This is a genomic window from Amycolatopsis sp. YIM 10, from assembly GCF_009429145.1.
In the GTDB taxonomy this organism is placed as follows: Bacteria; Actinomycetota; Actinomycetes; order Mycobacteriales; family Pseudonocardiaceae; genus Amycolatopsis.
The window spans coordinates 397906-415919 of the sequence record NZ_CP045480.1; the positions used below are offsets into that span (position 1 = coordinate 397906).

Annotated in this window: 17 protein-coding genes; 9 read left to right on the forward strand and 8 right to left on the reverse strand. The window is 70.2% G+C overall.

All coding sequences use genetic code 11. The features are described from left to right. The first annotated feature begins 25 nt into the window (after positions 1-25). On the forward strand, positions 26-667 hold the full coding sequence (locus YIM_RS01990) for an SDR family oxidoreductase (RefSeq protein WP_153028707.1): 642 nt from the start codon (positions 26-28) through the stop codon (positions 665-667). Here the strand turns inward: YIM_RS01990 and YIM_RS01995 are convergent. Further along, positions 578-1528 carry an EamA family transporter gene (locus YIM_RS01995; protein WP_153028708.1) on the reverse strand — a complete coding sequence of 317 codons (951 nt, stop codon included), beginning with the start codon at positions 1526-1528 and terminating at the stop codon, positions 578-580. The two genes, YIM_RS01990 and YIM_RS01995, sit on opposite strands and share 90 nt — an antisense overlap. A gap of 94 nt (positions 1529-1622) precedes the next feature. Between YIM_RS01995 and YIM_RS02000 the strand changes: the two genes are divergently transcribed. Then, a complete protein-coding gene (locus YIM_RS02000) occupies positions 1623-2591 on the forward strand; it encodes a LysR family transcriptional regulator (RefSeq protein WP_153028709.1) in 969 nt (322 codons plus the stop codon). Here the strand turns inward: YIM_RS02000 and YIM_RS02005 are convergent. After that, a complete protein-coding gene (locus YIM_RS02005) occupies positions 2496-3050 on the reverse strand; it encodes a DedA family protein (protein ID WP_228004500.1) in 555 nt (184 codons plus the stop codon). The two genes, YIM_RS02000 and YIM_RS02005, sit on opposite strands and share 96 nt — an antisense overlap. A 121-nt stretch (positions 3051-3171) precedes the next feature. Between YIM_RS02005 and YIM_RS02010 the strand changes: the two genes are divergently transcribed. Further along, positions 3172-4089: an SDR family oxidoreductase gene (locus YIM_RS02010; protein WP_153028711.1), complete on the forward strand. Its 918-nt coding sequence runs from the start codon at positions 3172-3174 to the stop codon at positions 4087-4089. A 10-nt stretch (positions 4090-4099) separates the two neighbouring features. Here the strand turns inward: YIM_RS02010 and YIM_RS02015 are convergent, their stop codons facing one another. Both YIM_RS02015 and leuA read right to left on the reverse strand, forming a co-directional pair. Continuing rightward, positions 4100-5083: a YafY family protein gene (locus tag YIM_RS02015; protein WP_153028712.1), complete on the reverse strand. Its 984-nt coding sequence runs from the start codon at positions 5081-5083 to the stop codon at positions 4100-4102. A 2-nt stretch (positions 5084-5085) separates the two neighbouring features. After that, positions 5086-6870, reverse strand: a complete 1785-nt coding sequence (gene leuA / locus YIM_RS02020; protein WP_194240014.1) for a 2-isopropylmalate synthase — start codon at positions 6868-6870, stop codon at positions 5086-5088. A 230-nt stretch (positions 6871-7100) separates the two neighbouring features. Between leuA and YIM_RS02025 the strand changes: the two genes are divergently transcribed. Both YIM_RS02025 and YIM_RS02030 read left to right on the forward strand, forming a co-directional pair. Next, positions 7101-7559: a hypothetical protein gene (locus YIM_RS02025; RefSeq protein WP_370468945.1), complete on the forward strand. Its 459-nt coding sequence runs from the start codon at positions 7101-7103 to the stop codon at positions 7557-7559. Positions 7560-7571: 12 nt separating this feature from the next. Continuing rightward, the gene (locus YIM_RS02030; protein WP_153028713.1) at positions 7572-9125 is read left to right on the forward strand and encodes a hypothetical protein; all 1554 of its coding nucleotides are present in this window, start codon (positions 7572-7574) and stop codon (positions 9123-9125) included. Here the strand turns inward: YIM_RS02030 and YIM_RS02035 are convergent. Both YIM_RS02035 and YIM_RS02040 read right to left on the reverse strand, forming a co-directional pair. Next, entirely contained in the window at positions 9122-9703 is a 582-nt protein-coding gene (locus YIM_RS02035) for a nitroreductase family protein (protein ID WP_153028714.1), read from the reverse strand. The genes YIM_RS02030 and YIM_RS02035 overlap by 4 nt on opposite strands. Further along, positions 9703-10953 (reverse strand): hypothetical protein, encoded by a 1251-nt coding sequence (locus YIM_RS02040; protein ID WP_228004501.1) that lies wholly within the window; start codon positions 10951-10953, stop codon positions 9703-9705. The genes YIM_RS02035 and YIM_RS02040 overlap by 1 nt, the downstream gene beginning before the upstream one ends. A gap of 145 nt (positions 10954-11098) precedes the next feature. Here YIM_RS02040 and YIM_RS02045 point away from each other — a divergent pair, with 145 nt between their 5' ends. After that, positions 11099-12364 carry an aspartate kinase gene (locus YIM_RS02045; RefSeq protein WP_113694976.1) on the forward strand — a complete coding sequence of 422 codons (1266 nt, stop codon included), beginning with the start codon at positions 11099-11101 and terminating at the stop codon, positions 12362-12364. A gap of 2 nt (positions 12365-12366) precedes the next feature. After that, positions 12367-13431: an aspartate-semialdehyde dehydrogenase gene (locus YIM_RS02050; RefSeq protein ID WP_153028715.1), complete on the forward strand. Its 1065-nt coding sequence runs from the start codon at positions 12367-12369 to the stop codon at positions 13429-13431. A 59-nt stretch (positions 13432-13490) separates the two neighbouring features. Here the strand turns inward: YIM_RS02050 and YIM_RS02055 are convergent, their stop codons facing one another. Beyond that, positions 13491-14519, reverse strand: a complete 1029-nt coding sequence (locus tag YIM_RS02055; RefSeq protein ID WP_153028716.1) for a DUF4034 domain-containing protein — start codon at positions 14517-14519, stop codon at positions 13491-13493. Between the two features lie 169 nt (positions 14520-14688). On the opposite strand from YIM_RS02055, the gene YIM_RS02060 reads away from it, so the two are divergent. Together YIM_RS02060 and YIM_RS02065 are read left to right on the forward strand one after the other, a co-directional pair. Beyond that, positions 14689-15879, forward strand: a complete 1191-nt coding sequence (locus YIM_RS02060; protein WP_153028717.1) for an RtcB family protein — start codon at positions 14689-14691, stop codon at positions 15877-15879. Between the two features lie 530 nt (positions 15880-16409). Further along, positions 16410-16793 carry a hypothetical protein gene (locus YIM_RS02065; protein WP_153028718.1) on the forward strand — a complete coding sequence of 128 codons (384 nt, stop codon included), beginning with the start codon at positions 16410-16412 and terminating at the stop codon, positions 16791-16793. Here the strand turns inward: YIM_RS02065 and YIM_RS02070 are convergent. Further along, positions 16790-17983 (reverse strand): MFS transporter, encoded by a 1194-nt coding sequence (locus YIM_RS02070; protein ID WP_228004502.1) that lies wholly within the window; start codon positions 17981-17983, stop codon positions 16790-16792. The genes YIM_RS02065 and YIM_RS02070 overlap by 4 nt on opposite strands. Positions 17984-18014: the final 31 nt, after the last annotated feature.

Below are 18014 nucleotides of genomic sequence, written 5' to 3' on the forward strand. Positions count from 1 at the left end.
CCGTTTTCATGGCAACATCCCTGTTATGCGGATCACAGTGCTGGGGGCGTCCGGGCGGACCGGGATCCACGTGGTGCGGATGCTGAGGCGGCAGGGCCACACCGTCCGGGCGGGCGTGCGCAGCAAGCGCCGCGGTGAAGCGGCGGCCGCGCTCGGCGCCGAACCGGTGATCGCCGACCTGGCCGCCTTTCCCGAGGCGCTGGTCGACGCCTGCGCCGGGTCGGAGGTGGTGATCAACACCGCCGGGGCCGCCGATCCGGACCCGTCCGCGGTGAACCTGGTCGACCGCGACGGCACCATCGCCGCGGTCCGCGCCGCCGAGAAGGCCGGCGTGGTGCGGTTCATCCAGCTGTCCGCGCAGTTCGCCGACTCCCCGGACCAGGGCGACCGGCTGGTCCGCTCGTTCCTGCTGGCCAAGCAGGTCTCCGACAGCATCCTGCGCCGGTCCAGCCTGACCTGGACGGTGGTCCGGCCGGGCACGCTCACCGACGACCCGTTCACCGGCCGGGTCAAGATCGCCGGGCACCTCGAACCGGGCCGGGTCGCGCGGCAGGACGTGGCCGCGGTGCTGGTCGCGTCACTGGGCGAGCCGCTCACGGAGAACCGGGGCTTCGACGTCCTCGCCGGTGAGGTCCCGGTCGGCGCCGCGCTGGCGTCGATCGACTGAACTCGCCGTCGAACCCAGCAGGACCCCGGCCACCAGCACCACACCGGCGATGATCTCCACCGGGTGCGGCCGTTCGCCGAGGAACACGAACGCGGCCGACATGCCGACCACCGGCACCAGCAACGAGAACGGCGCGACCCGGCCCGCCGGGTACTTCTGCATGAGCATGGTCCACAGCCCGGAACCGGCGACCGTGCCGAGCAGCACGATGTAGGCGAGCCCGGCCATCGAGGTCCAGCCGCTGGTGGTGCCGATCGTGGTCACCGCGTGCCACCCGGCGCCAGGCCCTTCGACGAACATGGACAGCGCCAGCATCGGCAGCGGCGGCACCACCGACATCCACAGGGTGAAGTGCAGTGCGTTCGACGGCTTGGCCCGGCGGGTGCTCAGGTTGCCGACCGCCCAGCTCAACGCGGCCATCAGGGTGAGCAGCACCGGCAGCAGCGCGGCGTTCTCCGCGCGCTGCGCGGCGATCATCACCATGGCCGCGATCGCGACGGTGATGCCGACGGTCTGGCGGACGCTGAACCGCTCACGCAGGAACACCGCGCCGAGCAGCACGGTGAACGGCGCCGAGGCCTGGAGCACCAGCGATGCCAGCCCGGTCGGCATGCCGTTGTCCATCGCGATGAACAGGAAGGCGAACTGCCCGGTGCCGAAGCCGAGGCCGTAGCCGAGCAGGTGACGCACCTTCACCTTGGGCCACGGGACAAACAGAATGGTCGGCACGGCGATCACCGCGAACCTCAGCGCACCGGCGAACAGTGGCGGGAAGTGGTCGAGCAGTGCGTGGATGGCGAGGAAGTTGCAGCCCCAGAGCACGGCGACCAGCAACGCGGTGAACAGATCTCGGCGGGCCATGCCCCCACTGTGCAGTGAGTGATCGTGAAGGACCAGCGAGAATAACTGCAATGACCTTGAAGCGCCTCTTCAGAGTTGCTATAGGCTCGCCCGCATGGACATCGGCCGCCTCCGCACGCTTCGCGAGTTCGCCGACCGCGGCAGCGTGACGGCCGCGGCCAGGGCGTTGCACTGCACGCCGTCCGCGGTGTCCCAGCAGCTGCGGGCGTTGCAGGCGGAGGTCGGCCTGCCGCTGACCGAACCGGCCGGTCGCGGGCTCCGGCTCACCGACGCGGGCCGCGCACTGGTCGGCCGCGCCGACGAGGTGCTCGCCGCGCTCGACCGCGCCGAGTCCGAATTGGACACCTACCGCAGCGTGCCGCGCGGGCGGGTCCGGCTGGCGATCTTCCCGTCGGGCGCGCTGCTGTTGCTGCCCGGCCTGCTGCACCGCGTGGCCGGGTTCGACGGGCTCGAGGTCGACGTGCGCGACATCGACATGCTCCCGTCGGCGGTGCCCGGCCTGGTCGCCGATTTCGACCTGGTGGTCACCCATCGCGACGAGCACGCGCCGCCGTTCGACTCCGACCGGCTCGACGTGGTCCACCTGCTGCGCGAACCGATGGACGTGGCGTTGCCGCCGGGGCACCGGCTCGCCGGTGAGGAACGCGTGGACCTGGCCGAGTTGGCGGGGGAGCGCTGGATCGGCGTCGACGTCGGCTTCCCGGTGGACGACGTGCTGCGCTCGCTGACCGTGCGCACCGGCGTGCAGCCGACGGTGTTCCAGCGGATCAACGACTTCCGGGTGATCGAGGCGCTGGTCGCGGCCGGGCACGGGGTGGCGCTGCTGCCGCGGTACGCGATCAGCCGCCCGGCCGGGGAGTGCCTGCCGCGGCGGCCGCTGGCCGGGATCCGCGCCGCCAGGCACATCGAGGTGGTGCTGCGCAAGGGCGCGGCCAGCCGCCCGGCGGTGGCGGCGGTGCTCGACGCGCTACACGCCGAGGTCGCCGCGACGACCCTGCCGGAACCGGTCGACCAGGCTGATCAGCGTGCCCAGCGCGACCGCGACGGCGAGCGAGGCCAGTAGCCCGAAGGCCGGTTCGTCGATCAGGCTGCCACCCACGTACCCGATCGTGGAGATGTAGGCGCACCAGAGCGTGACACCGATCGCCGACGCGACGAAGAAGTCGCGGAACGGCCAGCGCAGGGCCCCGGCCACCAGCGCGCCGACCGTGCCGCCACCGGGCAGCCAGCGGATCAGCACCAGCGGTGCGCGGGGGTGCCGGGTGCTCGCTTCGGTGAGCCGGTGGAGCCCGTTGGCCACGCTGGGCCTTCGGCGCAGCCGGTCGACGAGGCCGGTGCCGCGTGCGCCCGCCAGGTAGACGAGCTGGTCCGAGACCAGGCAGCCGGCCACCGCCACGGCGAACACCGGCAGCACGGACTCGTCGCTCTGCGCGACCGTCGCGGCCATGCCGACCAGTGCGACCTCGGTCGGGAGCAGGGGCACGACCGCGATCACGAACAGCGCCAGCAGGGCAAGGTCCACAACAAACTCAACGTGAGCCGCGCTGAGAGCGATCTCAGGTGGTTTTTCGGAAACCATGCCAGGTTCTGTCATGGTTCGGGCGTTGGCTGGTCCTCGTCGGAACGCACAAGAAGGAGCAGGCATGGGAGCAGCACTGTCGGGCAAGGTGGCGGTTGTCGCCGGGGCGACGCGGGGCGCGAGCCGGGCGATCGCCGTCGAACTCGGCCGCCTGGGAGCGACGGTGTACGTCACGGGCCGCACCACCAGGACACAACGGTCCGAAGTGGACCGTCCGGAGTCCATCGAGGACACCGCGGAACTGGTCGAGGCGGCCGGGGGCAAGGCGATCGCGATCCGGGTCGACCACCTGGAGAGCACGCAGGTGGCGGAGCTGGCGGAACGGGTCGACCGGGAGCAGGGCAGGCTGGACGTACTGGTCAACGGCCTGTGGGGCGGTGACGGATTCGTCGACTGGGACGCGCCGATCTGGAAGCACGACCTGGAGAAGGGCCTGCACCAGTTGCAGCTGGGCGTGCACTCGCACCTGATCACCAGCCACCACCTGCTGCCGCTGATGATCCGGCAGCCGGGCGGGCTGGTGGTCGAGATGACCGATGGGACGCAGGAGTACAACGCGAACTACCGCAAGGGGGCGACGCTGCCGTACTACCTGGCGAAGGCGAACGGGCACCTGCTGGCGATCGGGCAGGCGGCGGAACTGGAGCCGTACGGCTGCACGGCGATCGGTTTCACGCCGGGCTGGCTGCGCTCGGAGGCGATGCTGGAAACCTTCGGTGTCACCGAGGAAAACTGGCGGGACGCGTGTGAGAACCAGCCGCACTTCGTCATCTCGGAAACCCCGACCTTCGCGGGCCGCACGGTCGCCGCGCTGGCCGCCGACCCGGACCACGCCAGGTTCGCCGGTAAGACGGTGAGCAGTGGTCAGCTGGCCAAGCTGTACTCGATCAACGACGTGGACGGCAGCAGGCCGGACGCGTGGCGGTACATCGAGGAGGTCGAGTCAGTCGGCAAACCCGCCGACGCCACCGGCTACCGGTAAACACCTCGGCCTACGCCTGGTCGAGTGGGGCGTTCCTGGCTGCCATTTCCGCTCCCACGGCGGCCAGGCGCGCCCGTACCGAAGCCGGGGACAGTACCTCGACCTCGCCGCCCAGTGCGGTGAGCTGGCCGACGGCGATGTCCTCCGTCTCCATCGCCAGGCGCGCCTCGATCCAGCCGTCGGCCAGGTCGCGGCGTTCCAGCAGCGAGGACGGCATGGACTCCGGCCCCAGCACCCGGGGCAACTGCCGGAACGCGCGACCGCTCAACCGCAGCGTCACCTCGATCCGCATGGTGAACCGCTCGAAAGCCGCCGACGACTCGCGCCACCAGCCCGCCAGGTCGAACTCCGGCGGCCGCTGGAACCGCTCGTCCAGCAGCTCCGCCTCGCTGATCCGGCCGACCCGGTAGGTGCGCAGCGCGTCGTCCTCCGGGACGCGCGCGACCAGGTACCAGACCCCGGCCTTGAGCACCAGGCCGAGCGGTTCCAGCAACCGCTCGGCCAGCTTGTCCCGCCGCCGGTAGGACACCCGGAGCCGCCGCGACTCCCAGACGGCCCGCGTCACGGTCGCCAGCGAACCCGCCGAGTCCTCCCCGCGGAACCAGCCGGGCGCATCCAGGTGGAAGCGCCCGGCCACGTGTTCCGCCTGCTCGCGCAACTCCTTCGGCAGGCTCGCCGACACCTTCGCGTGCGCGGCCGACACCGCCGTGCCGAGGCCGAGCGCGCCCAGCGCCTCCGGCACCCCGAAGGCGAAGATGGCCACCGCCTCCCGCGAGGTCAGCCCGTCCAGGCGCGCCCGCCAGCCGTCGACCAGCCGCACTCCGCCGTTGCGTCCCTGCTCTGTCCACAGTGGAACGCCCGCGTCGCGGAGCGCGGCCAGGTCGCGGTGCATGGTGCGCTCGGACACGCCGAGTTCCCCTGCCAGTTCCGCGGCCGTGGCACCCCGCTTGCGCTGCAGGGTGAACAGCAGCGCGACCAGCCGCTCGGCGCGCACGGCTACCGGTGCGAGCGGTTCACCGCGGAGACCACGGCGCGCAGTGAAGCGGTGACGATCGACGGGTCGACGCCGACCCCCCAGAACACGCGGTCGTCGATCGCGCATTCGATGTAGGACGCCGCCTTCGCGTCGTCACCGGGGGAGAGCGTGTGCTCGCTGTAGTCCAGCAGCCGCAGGTCGAAGCCGACCCCGGCCAGCGCGTCGAAGAACGAGGCGATCGGGCCGTTGCCGCGGCCGGTGATGTCGTGCTCGTCGCCGTCCACCCGGACCGTCGCGGCGATCTCGTACTCGCCGCCCCCGCTGTCGGTCACGTGCTGGCGCACCAGCTCCAGCGGCACCTTCGGCTCCAGGTACTCGGCCGAGAAGGCGTTCCACATGGTCGTCGGGTCGACCTCGCCACCGGCGGTGTCGGTGTGCCGCTGGACGGTCTTGGAGAACTCGATCTGCAAGCGCCGCGGCAGGTCCAGCTGGTGCTCGCTCTTCATGATGTAGGCGACGCCGCCCTTGCCGGACTGCGAGTTGACCCGGATCACGGCCTCGTAGTTGCGACCGACGTCCTTCGGGTCGATCGGCAGGTACGGGACCTCCCACGGGTGCTCGTCCACCGGTACGCCCGCCTTCTCGGCGGCCCGGCCCAGCGCGTCCAGCCCCTTGTTGATCGCATCCTGGTGGCTGCCGGAGAAGGCGGTGAACACCAGGTCACCACCCCACGGGCTGCGCTCGGGCACCGGCAGCTGGTTGCAGTACTCGACCGTGCGCTTGATCTCGTCCATGTCGGAGAAGTCGATCTGCGGGTCGATGCCCTGGCTGTACAGGTTCATGCCCAGCGCGACCAGGTCCACGTTGCCGGTGCGCTCGCCGTTGCCGAACAGGCAACCCTCGATCCGGTCCGCGCCCGCCTGGTAACCCAGCTCGGCGGCGGCGATGCCGGTGCCGCGGTCGTTGTGCGGGTGCAGCGACAGGATCACCGAGTCGCGGCGCTCCAGGTTGCGGTGCATCCACTCGATCGAGTCCGCGTAGATGTTCGGCGTGGCCATCTCGACGGTGGCGGGCAGGTTCAGGATCGCCGGGCGGGCCGGGGTCGGCTGCCAGATGTCGGTGACCGCGTTGCACACCTCGGCCGCGTAGGACAGCTCGGTGCCGGTGTAGGACTCGGGCGAGTACTGGAACCGGAAGTCGGTGTCGGAGTACTTCGCCGCGTACTCGACCACCAGCTCGGCGGCCTGCAACGCGATCTTCTTGATGCCCTCGCGCTCCTCGCGGAAGACCACCCGGCGCTGCAGGATCGAGGTCGAGTTGTAGATGTGGACGATCGCGCGCGGCGCGCCCTCCAGCGCCTGGAAGGTGCGCTCGATCAGCTCCGGGCGGCACTGGGTCAGCACCTGGATGTGCACGTCGTCGGGGATCGCGCCCTCGTCGATGATCTCGCGGACGAAGTCGAAGTCGGTCTGGCTGGCGGCCGGGAAGCCGACCTCGATCTCCTTGTAACCCATGCGCACCAGCAGTTCGAAGAACTTGCGCTTGCGGGCGGGGGACATCGGGTCGATCAGCGCCTGGTTGCCGTCGCGCAGGTCGACCGCGCACCACAGCGGCGCGCGCTCGATGCGCCGGTCCGGCCAGGTGCGGTCGGCCAGCTGGATGTCCTCGACCAGCTCGAACCACGGGCGGTAGCGGTGCACCGGCATGGAGGTGCCGCGCTGGGGGTTCCACTGGGGCTGGTCCGCGGGGGCGGGCCGGGAGGGCTTGCGGATCCGGCTGGCCGCGGGCTTGTCTGACGTGCTCATGATCTGGCTACTCCTGCTGCTTCGTACTGGGGAAACGACCGGCGCGGTGTTTTGCCAGCACCACAAAGCCCCGCGACGAGGAGCCGGTCTGGTCAGGCCCCGTCGCGGCAGCGAAGCAGGAGAGCGCGTGCCACGTCGGTCAGCTTAACCACGGTTACGGCTCGGGAACAAACCAGCGGCTGTTACTCACAAGTAGCCTCGGGCCCGGTCCGCGTGCGAAACTGCCAGGCATGGGAGAGCACTCCGAGAGGTCCGCGAAGGCTCAGGAAGAGCCCCCGACGCAGGCGTTGCCGCCGGTCGCGGGCACGCCGGCGCGGGCGGAGATGTTCCGTGACGCGGAAGACGCCGAGGCCCTGGAAGCAGAGGAGCGCCGCCGGGCGAACTGGCGCGCGACCAGGGCGAGGATCGGCGGCCTGCTGGCCGCGGTGGTCCGCTGGGCCGGGCTCGTCTTCGCGCTGGTCCTCGCGGTCCACGTGATCCTCACGGTCGGTGGCGCGAACCCGGAGAACGGCATCACCCAGTTCATCCGGAGCTGGGCGGAGCCGCTGTCGATGGGCTTCGGCGACCTGTTCACCAACATCTCCGACCCGAAGGCCCAGGTCCTGGTCAACTACGGCATCGCGGCGATCTTCTGGCTGATCGTCTCGTCGATCGTGGCCAAGATCTTCCGGCGACTCGGCGGCATCTGATTTCCTCACCGGGTGGGGCGCTTCCGCAGCCGTGCGCTGGGTCTTCTGTTCGGTGAGTACGAGGTCAAGGTCCTGGTCGAGGTCGAATCACCGGTCGAGTTCGCCGATCGGCGGTTCGGCGAACTCACCGTCCGGTTGATCGACGAGGAGCGCGCGGCTCCGGACGTGCGGTGGTGGCGGCGCGGGCGTCAGGCCGAGCCGCGGGTCGTCCGGGCCTGGTTCGAGTTCACCGGTCATGCGGCCGGGTCGAAGTTCAACGCGCGGGAACAGGTCGTTTCCCAGGTCAAGGCCGCGCTCGACGGCGTGCGGTCCGAGGCCGTGGTGATCGCCGCGATGTCGGCCGTGCCGGAGCGGCCTCCGCCGGATCGGTTGTGGTTGCTGAAGGCGGACAACTCGCTGGGTCTCCGGCAGCGGGTTCGCGCCAATCTGGCGGACGGCCGCAGCGTTGCCGTTTTCGACGGGGACGGGGATCGGGCCGCGTTCGAGCGGCGGTACCGACGGGCTTTGCGAGCCTGGGACCTCGATCCGGTCGTGCACAGCCTGCCGCGTCTGCCCGGTCCGGCCGAGCGCAGGCGCAACCAGGTGAGCGGCTTGTGGGCGCTCTTGTTCGCGACGCCGTTCTTCGCGATGGCGCTGCTGGCCGGGATTTCGCTCGTCCCGAGGGTCGCCGAGGAACCGGCGCCGATCGCCGGACTGGGTGCCTGGGCGGGAGCGGTGGTCTTCCCGTGGGGCGCGGTGTCCTCGCTCGCGTGGGCCCTGGTCCCGACCTGGTTGCTGGTGGCCCTGCCCCGGACTCGGCCGATGTTCCTCCAGGTGGCCACCCGGATTTCGGTCGTGATCGCGGTGATCGGGGCCACGCTGGCGTTCTTTGTGCTGCTGCCACTGCTGTGGGAGGTAGCGCCGCAGATCGGGATCGCGACGGCAGTTCTGTTCGCCGTTGTCTTCGGCCCGATCGCGATCCGCCGGATCCCGGCGGGCGGATGGCGGCAGGCCGCGGGCTGGGGGCTGCCGTTGGTGCTCGGCGGGTTCACCCCGTTCGCCGGTGACCTCCTGCTCAGCGAGGGATATCTCGGTGCGCTCGGGCTGCGGGCGCACGACGTGTCGGTGACGAGCGCGGAGCGCTGGTTGTCCGGTGCGGTCTGCACGGGGATCGCACTGGCCGGCGCCTACCTCGTGCTCGCCGGCTGGGGCATGTTCCGCCGGATCGGCGCCGTGCGCGGTGGGGTGACCGGTGCGTTCGGCTGGAGCGTGCTGCTCTTCGTCAGCGTGCTGTACCTGCTGACCGCGATCCTGGCGGGGTTCCAGGTGGCGAGGCAGGCCGCTGAAGCCGGGCCGGGGCAGTTGCCCGGCTACTGGCCCGGGGTGCATCCGGCCTGGGTGTGCTGGCAGCCGACCGGAACCGACCCGGTGCCGTTCGCCGGGAACGGGTTGCCGCCGCAGGACCAGGCCGTGGCGTGGCTCGGCACCGCGGACGGACGGCACGCGTTGTGGACACCGGCGACGCGGGGAGTGCTCGTCCCGGACGACGTCATCCTGCGAAAGGTGCCAACCGCCGGTCCCTGCTAGAAGGACTGGCCCCAGCGGTCGGTGAAGGCGAATTCCGACAGCGGCAGGCGCCGCCGGGGGGCCAGTTCGCGGTCCCGCCTGCGTTCGTCCAGTTGTGCCGGGTCGCCCGGGGTGCCGACGGCGATCGCGACCAGTGGGCTCACCTCGTCCGGCAGGTCGAACTCCCGGCGCACCAGATGTGGGTCGAACCCGGCCATCTGGTGCGCGACCAGGCCTTCCGCGATCGCTTGCAGCACCAGGTTCTCGCTGGCCAGGCCCAGCCCGTACTCGGCGTACGGGATGTCACCCTTTTCGTTCTCGGTGACCACGGCCCCGATCAGCAGCGCCCCCGCGCGGTGCGCCCACGACTGGTTCCCCGAGTTCAGCGTGCTCAGGATGCCCGCGAACGTCTTGTCCCCGCGAAAGCCGACCAGGTACCGCGCCGGCTGGGTGTTGCCGTAGGACGGCGCCCACCGCGCCGCCTCCAGCAGCGCGGTCAGCTGCGCCCGGCTCACCTCGGCCGTCTCGTCCAGCGCCCGCGGGCTCCACCGCCGCCGGATCAGGTCGTGGACCGGCACACTCGTTTCGGCGTCCTTCATCAGATCGCATACTGCCAAATCGTCAGCGAATACGCGCCGAACCACGCGCTGGCCACGGCCGCACCCACCAGCACCAGCACCACCGTCGAGGTCCGGCGCTTGGCCAGCGCCAGCGCGATCGGGATGAGCAGGGTGAACGCGGGCACCAGCAGCCTGGCCTTCGAGTTCATCAGCCCGTTCGAGCCCAGGTCCATCGCCAGCACGCCGACGCCGTAGAGCACCAGCGGCAACTCCAGCCGCCGCTTGATCGCGATCACCACCAGCACCAGCGCCAGCACCAGGATCGCGATGGTGGCGATCTCCAGCACGTTCCCGGAGCGGCCGAGCGCCTTGCCGGCGAAGGTCACCGTGGCCACGCCCCAGTCGAAGCGCGAGTCCCAGCCGCGCTGCTGCAGATCGGTCCACGCCTGCAACTGGTCGAACCAGCCGGCGCCGGGCCGCAGCCGCGTGCCCACCCAGGTCAGGTAACCGACCAGGCCGGCCGGGGCGAGCAGCAGCCCGGCCAGCGGGTGCCAGATCTCCCGCTTCCGCACGATGTGGACCACCGCGGCCACGCCGATCGCGAGCAGTACCGCGGCCGCGGTCGGGCGCACCAGCCCGGCCACCGCGGTGCACGCCCCGGCCGCCAGCCACTGGTGCTCCAGCACAAAAACCAGCGCCCACGCGGCGGCCGCGCAGAACATCGACTCCGAGTAGGCCATCGACAGCACCACGCCCATCGGCGAGGCGGCGAACAGCACCACCAGGATCAGGCCGGTCCTGGCCGAGCCACCGCGGATCATGCTGCCGAGCCGCATCAGCGCGTACGCGGTGACCACGCCGAAGAAGCCGCTGAGGAAAAACGCGGCGGTCGGCAGCGAAAGGCCGGTGAGCTCGGTGAGCCAGCGAACGGCGGTCGGGTAGCCGGGGAAGAACGCGAGCGGCGTCTCGAAGCTGCGGTTGCCGAACGCGTCGACCAGCCCCTGCGGCACACCCGAGTACCCGCCCTGCGCGATGCCGAGGAACCACTCACCGTCCCACGACCGCAGCGCTTCCGGCGCTGTGGTGTTGTTCACTCCGGAAAGGACGGACAGCACCACCACGCCGAGCTGCCGCACGCCGAGGAAGAGGAGTCCGGGCAGCAGGAAGAAAGCTGCTCTGCGCAGTCTCTCCCGGCGTTCGTCCGGCCGGCGGTGGTGCGCGCCGCCGGAATTCCCGCCGCGCCCGGCGTCGGCGGCGCCAGTCAGGTCGGTCACCGAGGTGCTGGACACGGTGCCCAGCCTAGACGAGCAGGCCATTCGCAGTGGTCGGGGCCACATGACGGCACGCCCGAACTGCCCGATCCCGGTAGGCTCACCGACTGAGTCGAATTCGATGGAGCGGGCTCGGGGCCCGCTCGGCGAGGAGGTTCGGGCCGTGGCGCTCGTAGTCCAGAAGTACGGCGGATCGTCGTTGGAGAGCGCTGATCGGATCAAGCGCGTGGCCGAGCGGATCGTGGCCACGAAAAAGGCCGGGAACGAGGTGGTGGTGGTCTGCTCGGCGATGGGCGACACCACCGACGAACTGCTCGACCTGGCCCAGCAGGTGAACCCGGTTCCACCGGAGCGGGAGATGGACATGCTGCTCACCGCGGGTGAGCGCATCTCCAACGCGCTGGTCGCGATGGCCATCTCCGCCCAGGGCGCGCAGGCCTGGTCGTTCACCGGATCGCAGGCCGGGGTGGTGACGACGGCCGTGCACGGCAACGCGCGGATCATCGACGTCACACCGAGCCGGGTCAGCGAAGCACTGGAACAGGGATATGTGGCGCTGGTGGCCGGGTTCCAGGGCGTGGCGCAGGACACCAAGGACATCACCACGCTCGGCCGCGGTGGCTCGGACACCACCGCGGTGGCGCTGGCCGCGGCGCTGAACGCCGACGTGTGCGAAATCTATTCCGATGTGGACGGTGTGTACTCCGCCGACCCGCGGATCGTGCCGGACGCGCGGAAGCTGGACACCGTGCCGTACGAGGAAATGCTGGAACTCGCGGCGAGCGGCTCGAAGATCCTGCACCTGCGCTCGGTGGAGTACGCGCGCCGCTACGGCGTGCCGATCCGAGTCCGTTCTTCCTACAGTGACAAGCCGGGCACGACGGTGGCCGGATCGATCGAGGAGATCCCCGTGGAACAAGCGTTGATCACCGGTGTGGCGCACGACCGCTCCGAAGCCAAGATCACGGTGACCGGGGTGCCGGACCACGCCGGTGCCGCCGCCCGGATCTTCCGGGTGATCGCCGACGCCGAGATCGACATCGACATGGTGCTGCAGAACGTGTCCAACACCTCGTCGGGGCGCACGGACATCACCTTCACCTTGTCGAAGGCCAACGGGCCCAAGGCGGTCGCGGCGCTGGAGAAGATCAAGGAGGAGCTTGGCTTCTCCTCGGTGCTCTACGACGACCACGTCGGCAAGGTTTCGCTCGTCGGCGCCGGCATGCGCTCGCACCCCGGCGTCACCGCCACCTTCTGCGAAGCGCTGTCCAAGGTCGGCGTGAACATCGAAATCATCAACACCTCCGAGATCCGCATCTCCGTGCTGATCCGGGACGCGCAGCTCGACGACGCGGTGCGCGCCATCCATGACGCATTCGAACTGGGCGGCGACGAAGAGGCCGTCGTCTACGCGGGAAGTGGGCGGTAGAAATGGCTCCTGTACTGGCTCTGGTCGGCGCCACCGGCGCGGTGGGCACGGTGATGATCGACATCATCAACAACCGGGAATCCGTGCCGTGGGGCGAGATCCGGCTGATCGCGTCGGCGCGGTCGGCGGGCAAGAAGCTGACCGTGCGTGGCGAGGAGCTGACCGTCATCGAGCTGACCGCGGAGGCGTTCGACGGCGTCGACGTGGCGATGTTCGACGTGCCCGACGAGATCTCCGCCGAATGGGCGCCGGTCGCGGCGGCCCGTGGCGCGGTGGCGGTGGACAACTCCGGCGCCTTCCGGATGGACGACGAGGTGCCGCTGGTGGTGCCGGAGGTGAACGCCGACAAGGTCGGCGAGCGCCCGCGCGGCATCATCGCGAACCCGAACTGCACCACGCTTTCGATGATGGCGGCGCTGGGCGCGCTGCACCGCGAGTTCGAACTGAAGGAACTCGTGGTCGCGTCGTACCAGGCGGTTTCCGGTGCGGGCAAGGAAGGCGTCGACCGGCTCTACGCCGAACTCGAAGCGGTCGCGGGCAAGCCGGTCGGTGTCGCCGCCGGTGACGTGCGCCAGACACTGGAGGCGGCCGGTCTGTCCATTTCGGACTCCCCGTTCCCGGCGCCGCTGGCGTTCAACGTGGTGCCGTCGGCCGGTTCCTACAAGGGTGACGGCTGGTACTCCGAAGAACTGAAGGTGCGCAACGAATCCCGCAAGATCCTCGGCATCCCGGACCTGAAGGTCTCGGCGACCTGCGTGCGGGTTCCGGTGGTCACCACGCATTCGCTGGCGGTGCACGCCACCTTCGCGCGCGAGGTCACCGTGGAGGAAGCGCACAAGGTGCTCGAAGCGCAGCCGACCATCGTGCTGGTGGACGACCCGGAGAACAACGTGTTCCCGACGCCCGGTGAGGTCGTCGGCGAGGACCCGACCTACGTCGGCCGGGTGCGCCAGGCGCTGGACTTCCCGAACACGCTGGACTTCTTCGTGTGCGGGGACAACCTGCGCAAGGGTGCCGCGCTGAACACCTACGAGATCGCCGAAACGCTGGCCCCGCAACTGGGCTGAGCGTTCGTTCTCGCCGAAAGGCCGTGGGCGCCCCGCGCACCCACGGCCTTTTCCGTGTCTCAGGGTTTCTTGGCCTTGCGGCAGGCTTCACCGCGGGCGAGGAGGAACTTCAACCGGGGGAGTTCGGTGTAGTGCCAGATCCACGCGTCGGCGTGCCTGCCGACCGCGCGGAACTGCGTCACCGCCAGGTCGTACCGCTTGGTCTCGACCAGTGCGAGCGCGGCGATGCTGTGTTCGGTGCGGGCGTACGGGCCGGTGGCGCCGCCCGTGGCGAGCCAGGCCAGCAGCGCGTCGGTCCGCGGCCGGATCCAGCGCTCCTGCCAGATCTTCGGGTTCTTGAGCGAGGCTTCGAACGCGGCCTCCAGCGGAAGCGCGGCCAGCGACGGGTGGTCGGCGGCGGCCGCCTCGGCGAAGCCGAACATCTGCTCGTCGGAACCGGACCACTTGGCGCACCAGAACTGCAGCGCCTGGGTGTGCCCGGAGCGGTGGGCGGGGGCGCGGGCGATCAGCTCGGCCCACCACTGGCGGAACCGTTCGTGCCCGACCTGCAGGCCGCGGGCGATGGTGAGCAGGCTGACCCACGGCGTGGGATCCTCCGGCGCCGCGGCGCACGCGCGTTCCGCGCTCTGGCGGGCTTCGCCGAGCAGGCGGTGGAAGCCGGCGAACTGCGCTTCGGTGGTCTCGTTGGCCGGTGCCGCGCCGCGGGCCTTCCACGCCAGACGCACGAGCGCTTCGGTCTGCACGACCAGCCCGTTGACGTCCCCTGGCGCTTCCGCCCGCCAGGATCTCAGCCAGTCCTTGTCCTCGGCGGCGGCCTCGGCCAGCGCTTCCACCAGCGCCGAACGCCGATCCCAGTCGGTGCGCTCGGCCAGTGCGGCCGCGGCGGGCCACCAGTCCCCGGATCTCGCCGCGGCCACCGTGCGGTTTTCCGGTGGCTCCACGGTGATTTCGTCGTCGGGGACCAGACCCCAGCGCGTGACGTCGGGCAGGTTCTCCGACAACAGGTACAGCTCTTCGGGGCTGAGCTGGTCGCTCAGTTCGTCATAGCTGATGCCGCGACGCTTCGCTTCGCGCGACATCGCGCGCATGAGCCGGATTTCACGGGGGAGGGACCGCAAGGACAAGACGTGCTCCAGTCTTCGTGAATGTCGCCCCTGTATCGGGCTCGGCCGGGTGTTCGTTGCAAATCCGGTTGAGCTGATCGACTTTTGCGGTGATTCTGGGGATGTCAAGGATTTCTCGGGAAAGGAACCAGCCATGTACACCGCGGTGGAGGGTGCTCGCGTGCCGATCCGGATGTGGGCGGACCCGCATTCGGTGGAGGAGCAGGCGATGCGCCAACTCCACAACGTCGCCAACCTGCCCTGGGTCCACGGCGTGGCCGTGATGCCGGACGTGCACTACGGGAAGGGCGCCACCGTCGGCAGCGTGATCGCGATGCGTGACGCGGTGTCCCCGGCCGCGGTCGGTGTCGACATCGGCTGCGGGATGAGCGCGGTGCGGACCTCGCTGACCGCGTCGGACCTCCCGGACGATCTCGGCAAGCTGCGGAGCCGCATCGAATCCGCGGTGCCGGTCGGGTTCAACATGCACCGCACGCCGGTCAACACCGCGCGCGTGCACGGGGTCGGCGGCTGGGCGGAGTTCTGGAACCGGTTCGGTGAGCTGCACTCCGGTGTGCAGGACCTGCGCAAGCGGGCGCACCTGCAGGTCGGCAGCCTCGGCGGTGGGAACCATTTCATCGAGGTATGCCTCGAGCAGGGCGGGCCGGACGAGGGGCGGGTGTGGCTGATGCTGCACTCGGGTTCGCGCAACATCGGCAAGGAACTGGCCGAGCGGCACATGGCGGTGGCGCGGAAGTTGCCGCACAACGCCGACCTGCCGGACCGCGACCTCGCTGTTTTTGTGGCGGGCACGCCGGAAATGCAGGCGTACCGGCGGGATCTGTTCTGGGCGCAGGACTACGCCGCGCGCAACCGGGCGACCATGGTCGCGCTGGTGAAGCAGGCGCTCAAGGACGAAATCCCGGCCACCACCTTCGACGACGCGATCAGCTGCCACCACAACTATGTGGCGGAGGAGACGTACGACGGGGTGGACCTGCTGGTGACGCGTAAGGGCGCGATCCGCGCGGGTTCGGGGGATCTCGGGATCATCCCGGGCAGCATGGGTACCGGCTCGTACATCGTGCGCGGCCTTGGCAACTCGCACTCCTTCGAGTCCGCGTCCCACGGAGCGGGGCGACGGATGTCGCGGAACAAGGCGAAGAAGCTGTACACCGCCGCCGACCTCGCCGCCCAGACCGACGGTGTCGAATGCCGGAAGGACGCGGGCGTGGTGGACGAGATCCCGGCCGCCTACAAGGACATCGACTCGGTGATCGCCGCGCAGTCGGACCTGGTCGAGGTGGTCGCGCACCTCAAGCAGGTCGTCTGCGTCAAGGGCTGAGACTCCCTCTCGCCCTTTGTCACTGCCCAGGTCACGAATGCGGCTTTCAGCCATGGCACTCCCGAAGGCCACATTCGTGACGCCCACACTCCCTCGAACACAGGCGCCGCCCACGCGGCCACCCGCCGATATCCCAACCGCCGCCCGGCCACCCAACGCTCGGGACCACCCAGACCCCCTCCCCACCCCGATCCAAAGCCAAAACACGGCGGGGATTGCTGGGTCAAGGCACGCTTTCCCGCCTCGACTCAGCAATCCCCGCCGTAGTCACACTAAAACCGGGGTGGCCCCCTCCGAACCATCCACAACCGCACCCGCCATCCACAGATCCAGCAGACGCACCCCTCCGGCCCCGGAACCTGGGTACGCTGGGTTCGGGGACGCCCCCCTGGGATGGGCGGGGGTGCATCGTCGTCGTCTTGGCCGCTCTGCGGGGGGACGGCAGTCGAAACGGGTCGCCGCGGTCCTCCGGGCGTGGCTAAGTACTGCTCCTCGTCGCTGGAGTGCCGGATTCGAGTAGGTTGGGCGCTATGACCAAATTCGCTGGACGACACCTGATCGGGATCGCGGTGCTGGGGCTGGTGCTGGCCGGGTGCGACGAGGTGTCAAAGGCGGTGGACCAGGCCAACAACGCCACGAGCAAAGCCGCCGCGTGCACCGAGGCGCTCGGGATCGCGAACTTCGACCCCAACGTCAATCCCGAGCAGCTGCAGGCCGAGGCCGGGGAGAAGGCCGCCAAGCTGCGTGACCTCGGCAACAAGGTCGCCGAGCAGGACGTCCAGCAGACGCTCTTCGCGATGGCCGACTCCTACGTCGAGCTGGAGCAGCGCAAGACCGATCAGCTCGGCAACGTCAACGACTGGCTGCAGCGCAGCCTGACCAATCTCGAGCAGCTGCAGAAAGCCTGCCTCTAGCTCTCCGCCGGCGCCCGCACCCGCGTGCGGGCGCCGAACCGGGAGCGCAGCGCGATGCCGGCCGAGGCGAGCGCGAGTCCGCCGAGGCCGGAGGCCACGAAACCCCAGCCCGGCGCCGAGTGGTCCATCACGAATCCGACCACCGGGCCCCCGGCGGCCAGGCCGATCCGGGTGGCCGAGTCCTGCAGGCCCATCGCCTCCCCGCGCACCCGCGCCGGGGCCAGTGAGCTGACCGCCTCGGTCGTCGCGGCGAGCGTCGGCGCGCACACCAGGTTCGACGGCACGAGCACCAGCGCCAGCAGCCACCACGGCGTGCCGGCCAGGCCGACCGGAATGGTCAGCACGGCCAGCAGCACCATCAGCGTCACCTGCGAAAGCGACCGGTGCACCGCGCCGTGCACGATGCCGCCGACCAGCGAAGCCACGCACATCAGCGCGATCACCACACCGGTCCAGTCGACCTCGCCGTTCTCCCGCAGCGTGGCCAGCGCCGCCAGCTCCATGCCGACCAGCACGAAGGTCGCGGCGGCGGCGATCAGCAGGGTGGCGACCAGTTCCCGGCTCAGCCACGACCGCAACGGCGGCCGCTCGCCGGTGACCACCTCGTGGTCGGCGCGCACCGGCGGGTTCATCAGGTACAGCAGCACCGCGACCACCCCGGACAGCACGCCGATCGAGGTCAGCGCGGCCGTCGAGGAGAACTGCGTGCTGATCAGGATCCCCAGGCTGGGCCCGACCATGAAGGTCACTTCCACCGCCACGGTGTCCAGCGAGTACGCCGTCCGACGCTGCGCGTCGGGCACCAGCGCGGCGAGCACCTGCCTGGCGATGGAGCCCGCGGGCACCGCCAGCATCCCGGCGGGCAGCGCGACCAGCACGAGCGCGAGGTACGGCAGGTGCGGGGTGGACAGGAAGTAGCCGGCCGAAACCACACCGCAGACCGCCACCACGGGCCGCAGGCCGTACCGGTCGATGGCCCGTCCGATCAGCGGGGCGCCGAGCGCGCTGCCCGCCGTGGTCGCGGTGCCGACCAGCCCGGCCTCGCCGTAGCCGCGGCCGAGGTCGGTCACCACGTGCAGGGTGAGCGTGATGCCCATGGCGGTGATCGGCAGCCGGGCGAAGAACATCAGCAGCATCGAGCTGGGCACCGACGGCAGGGCGAGCAAGCGGCGATACGGCTGGAACGGCACGTGATCGATGACACCAATTCCTGGTACACCC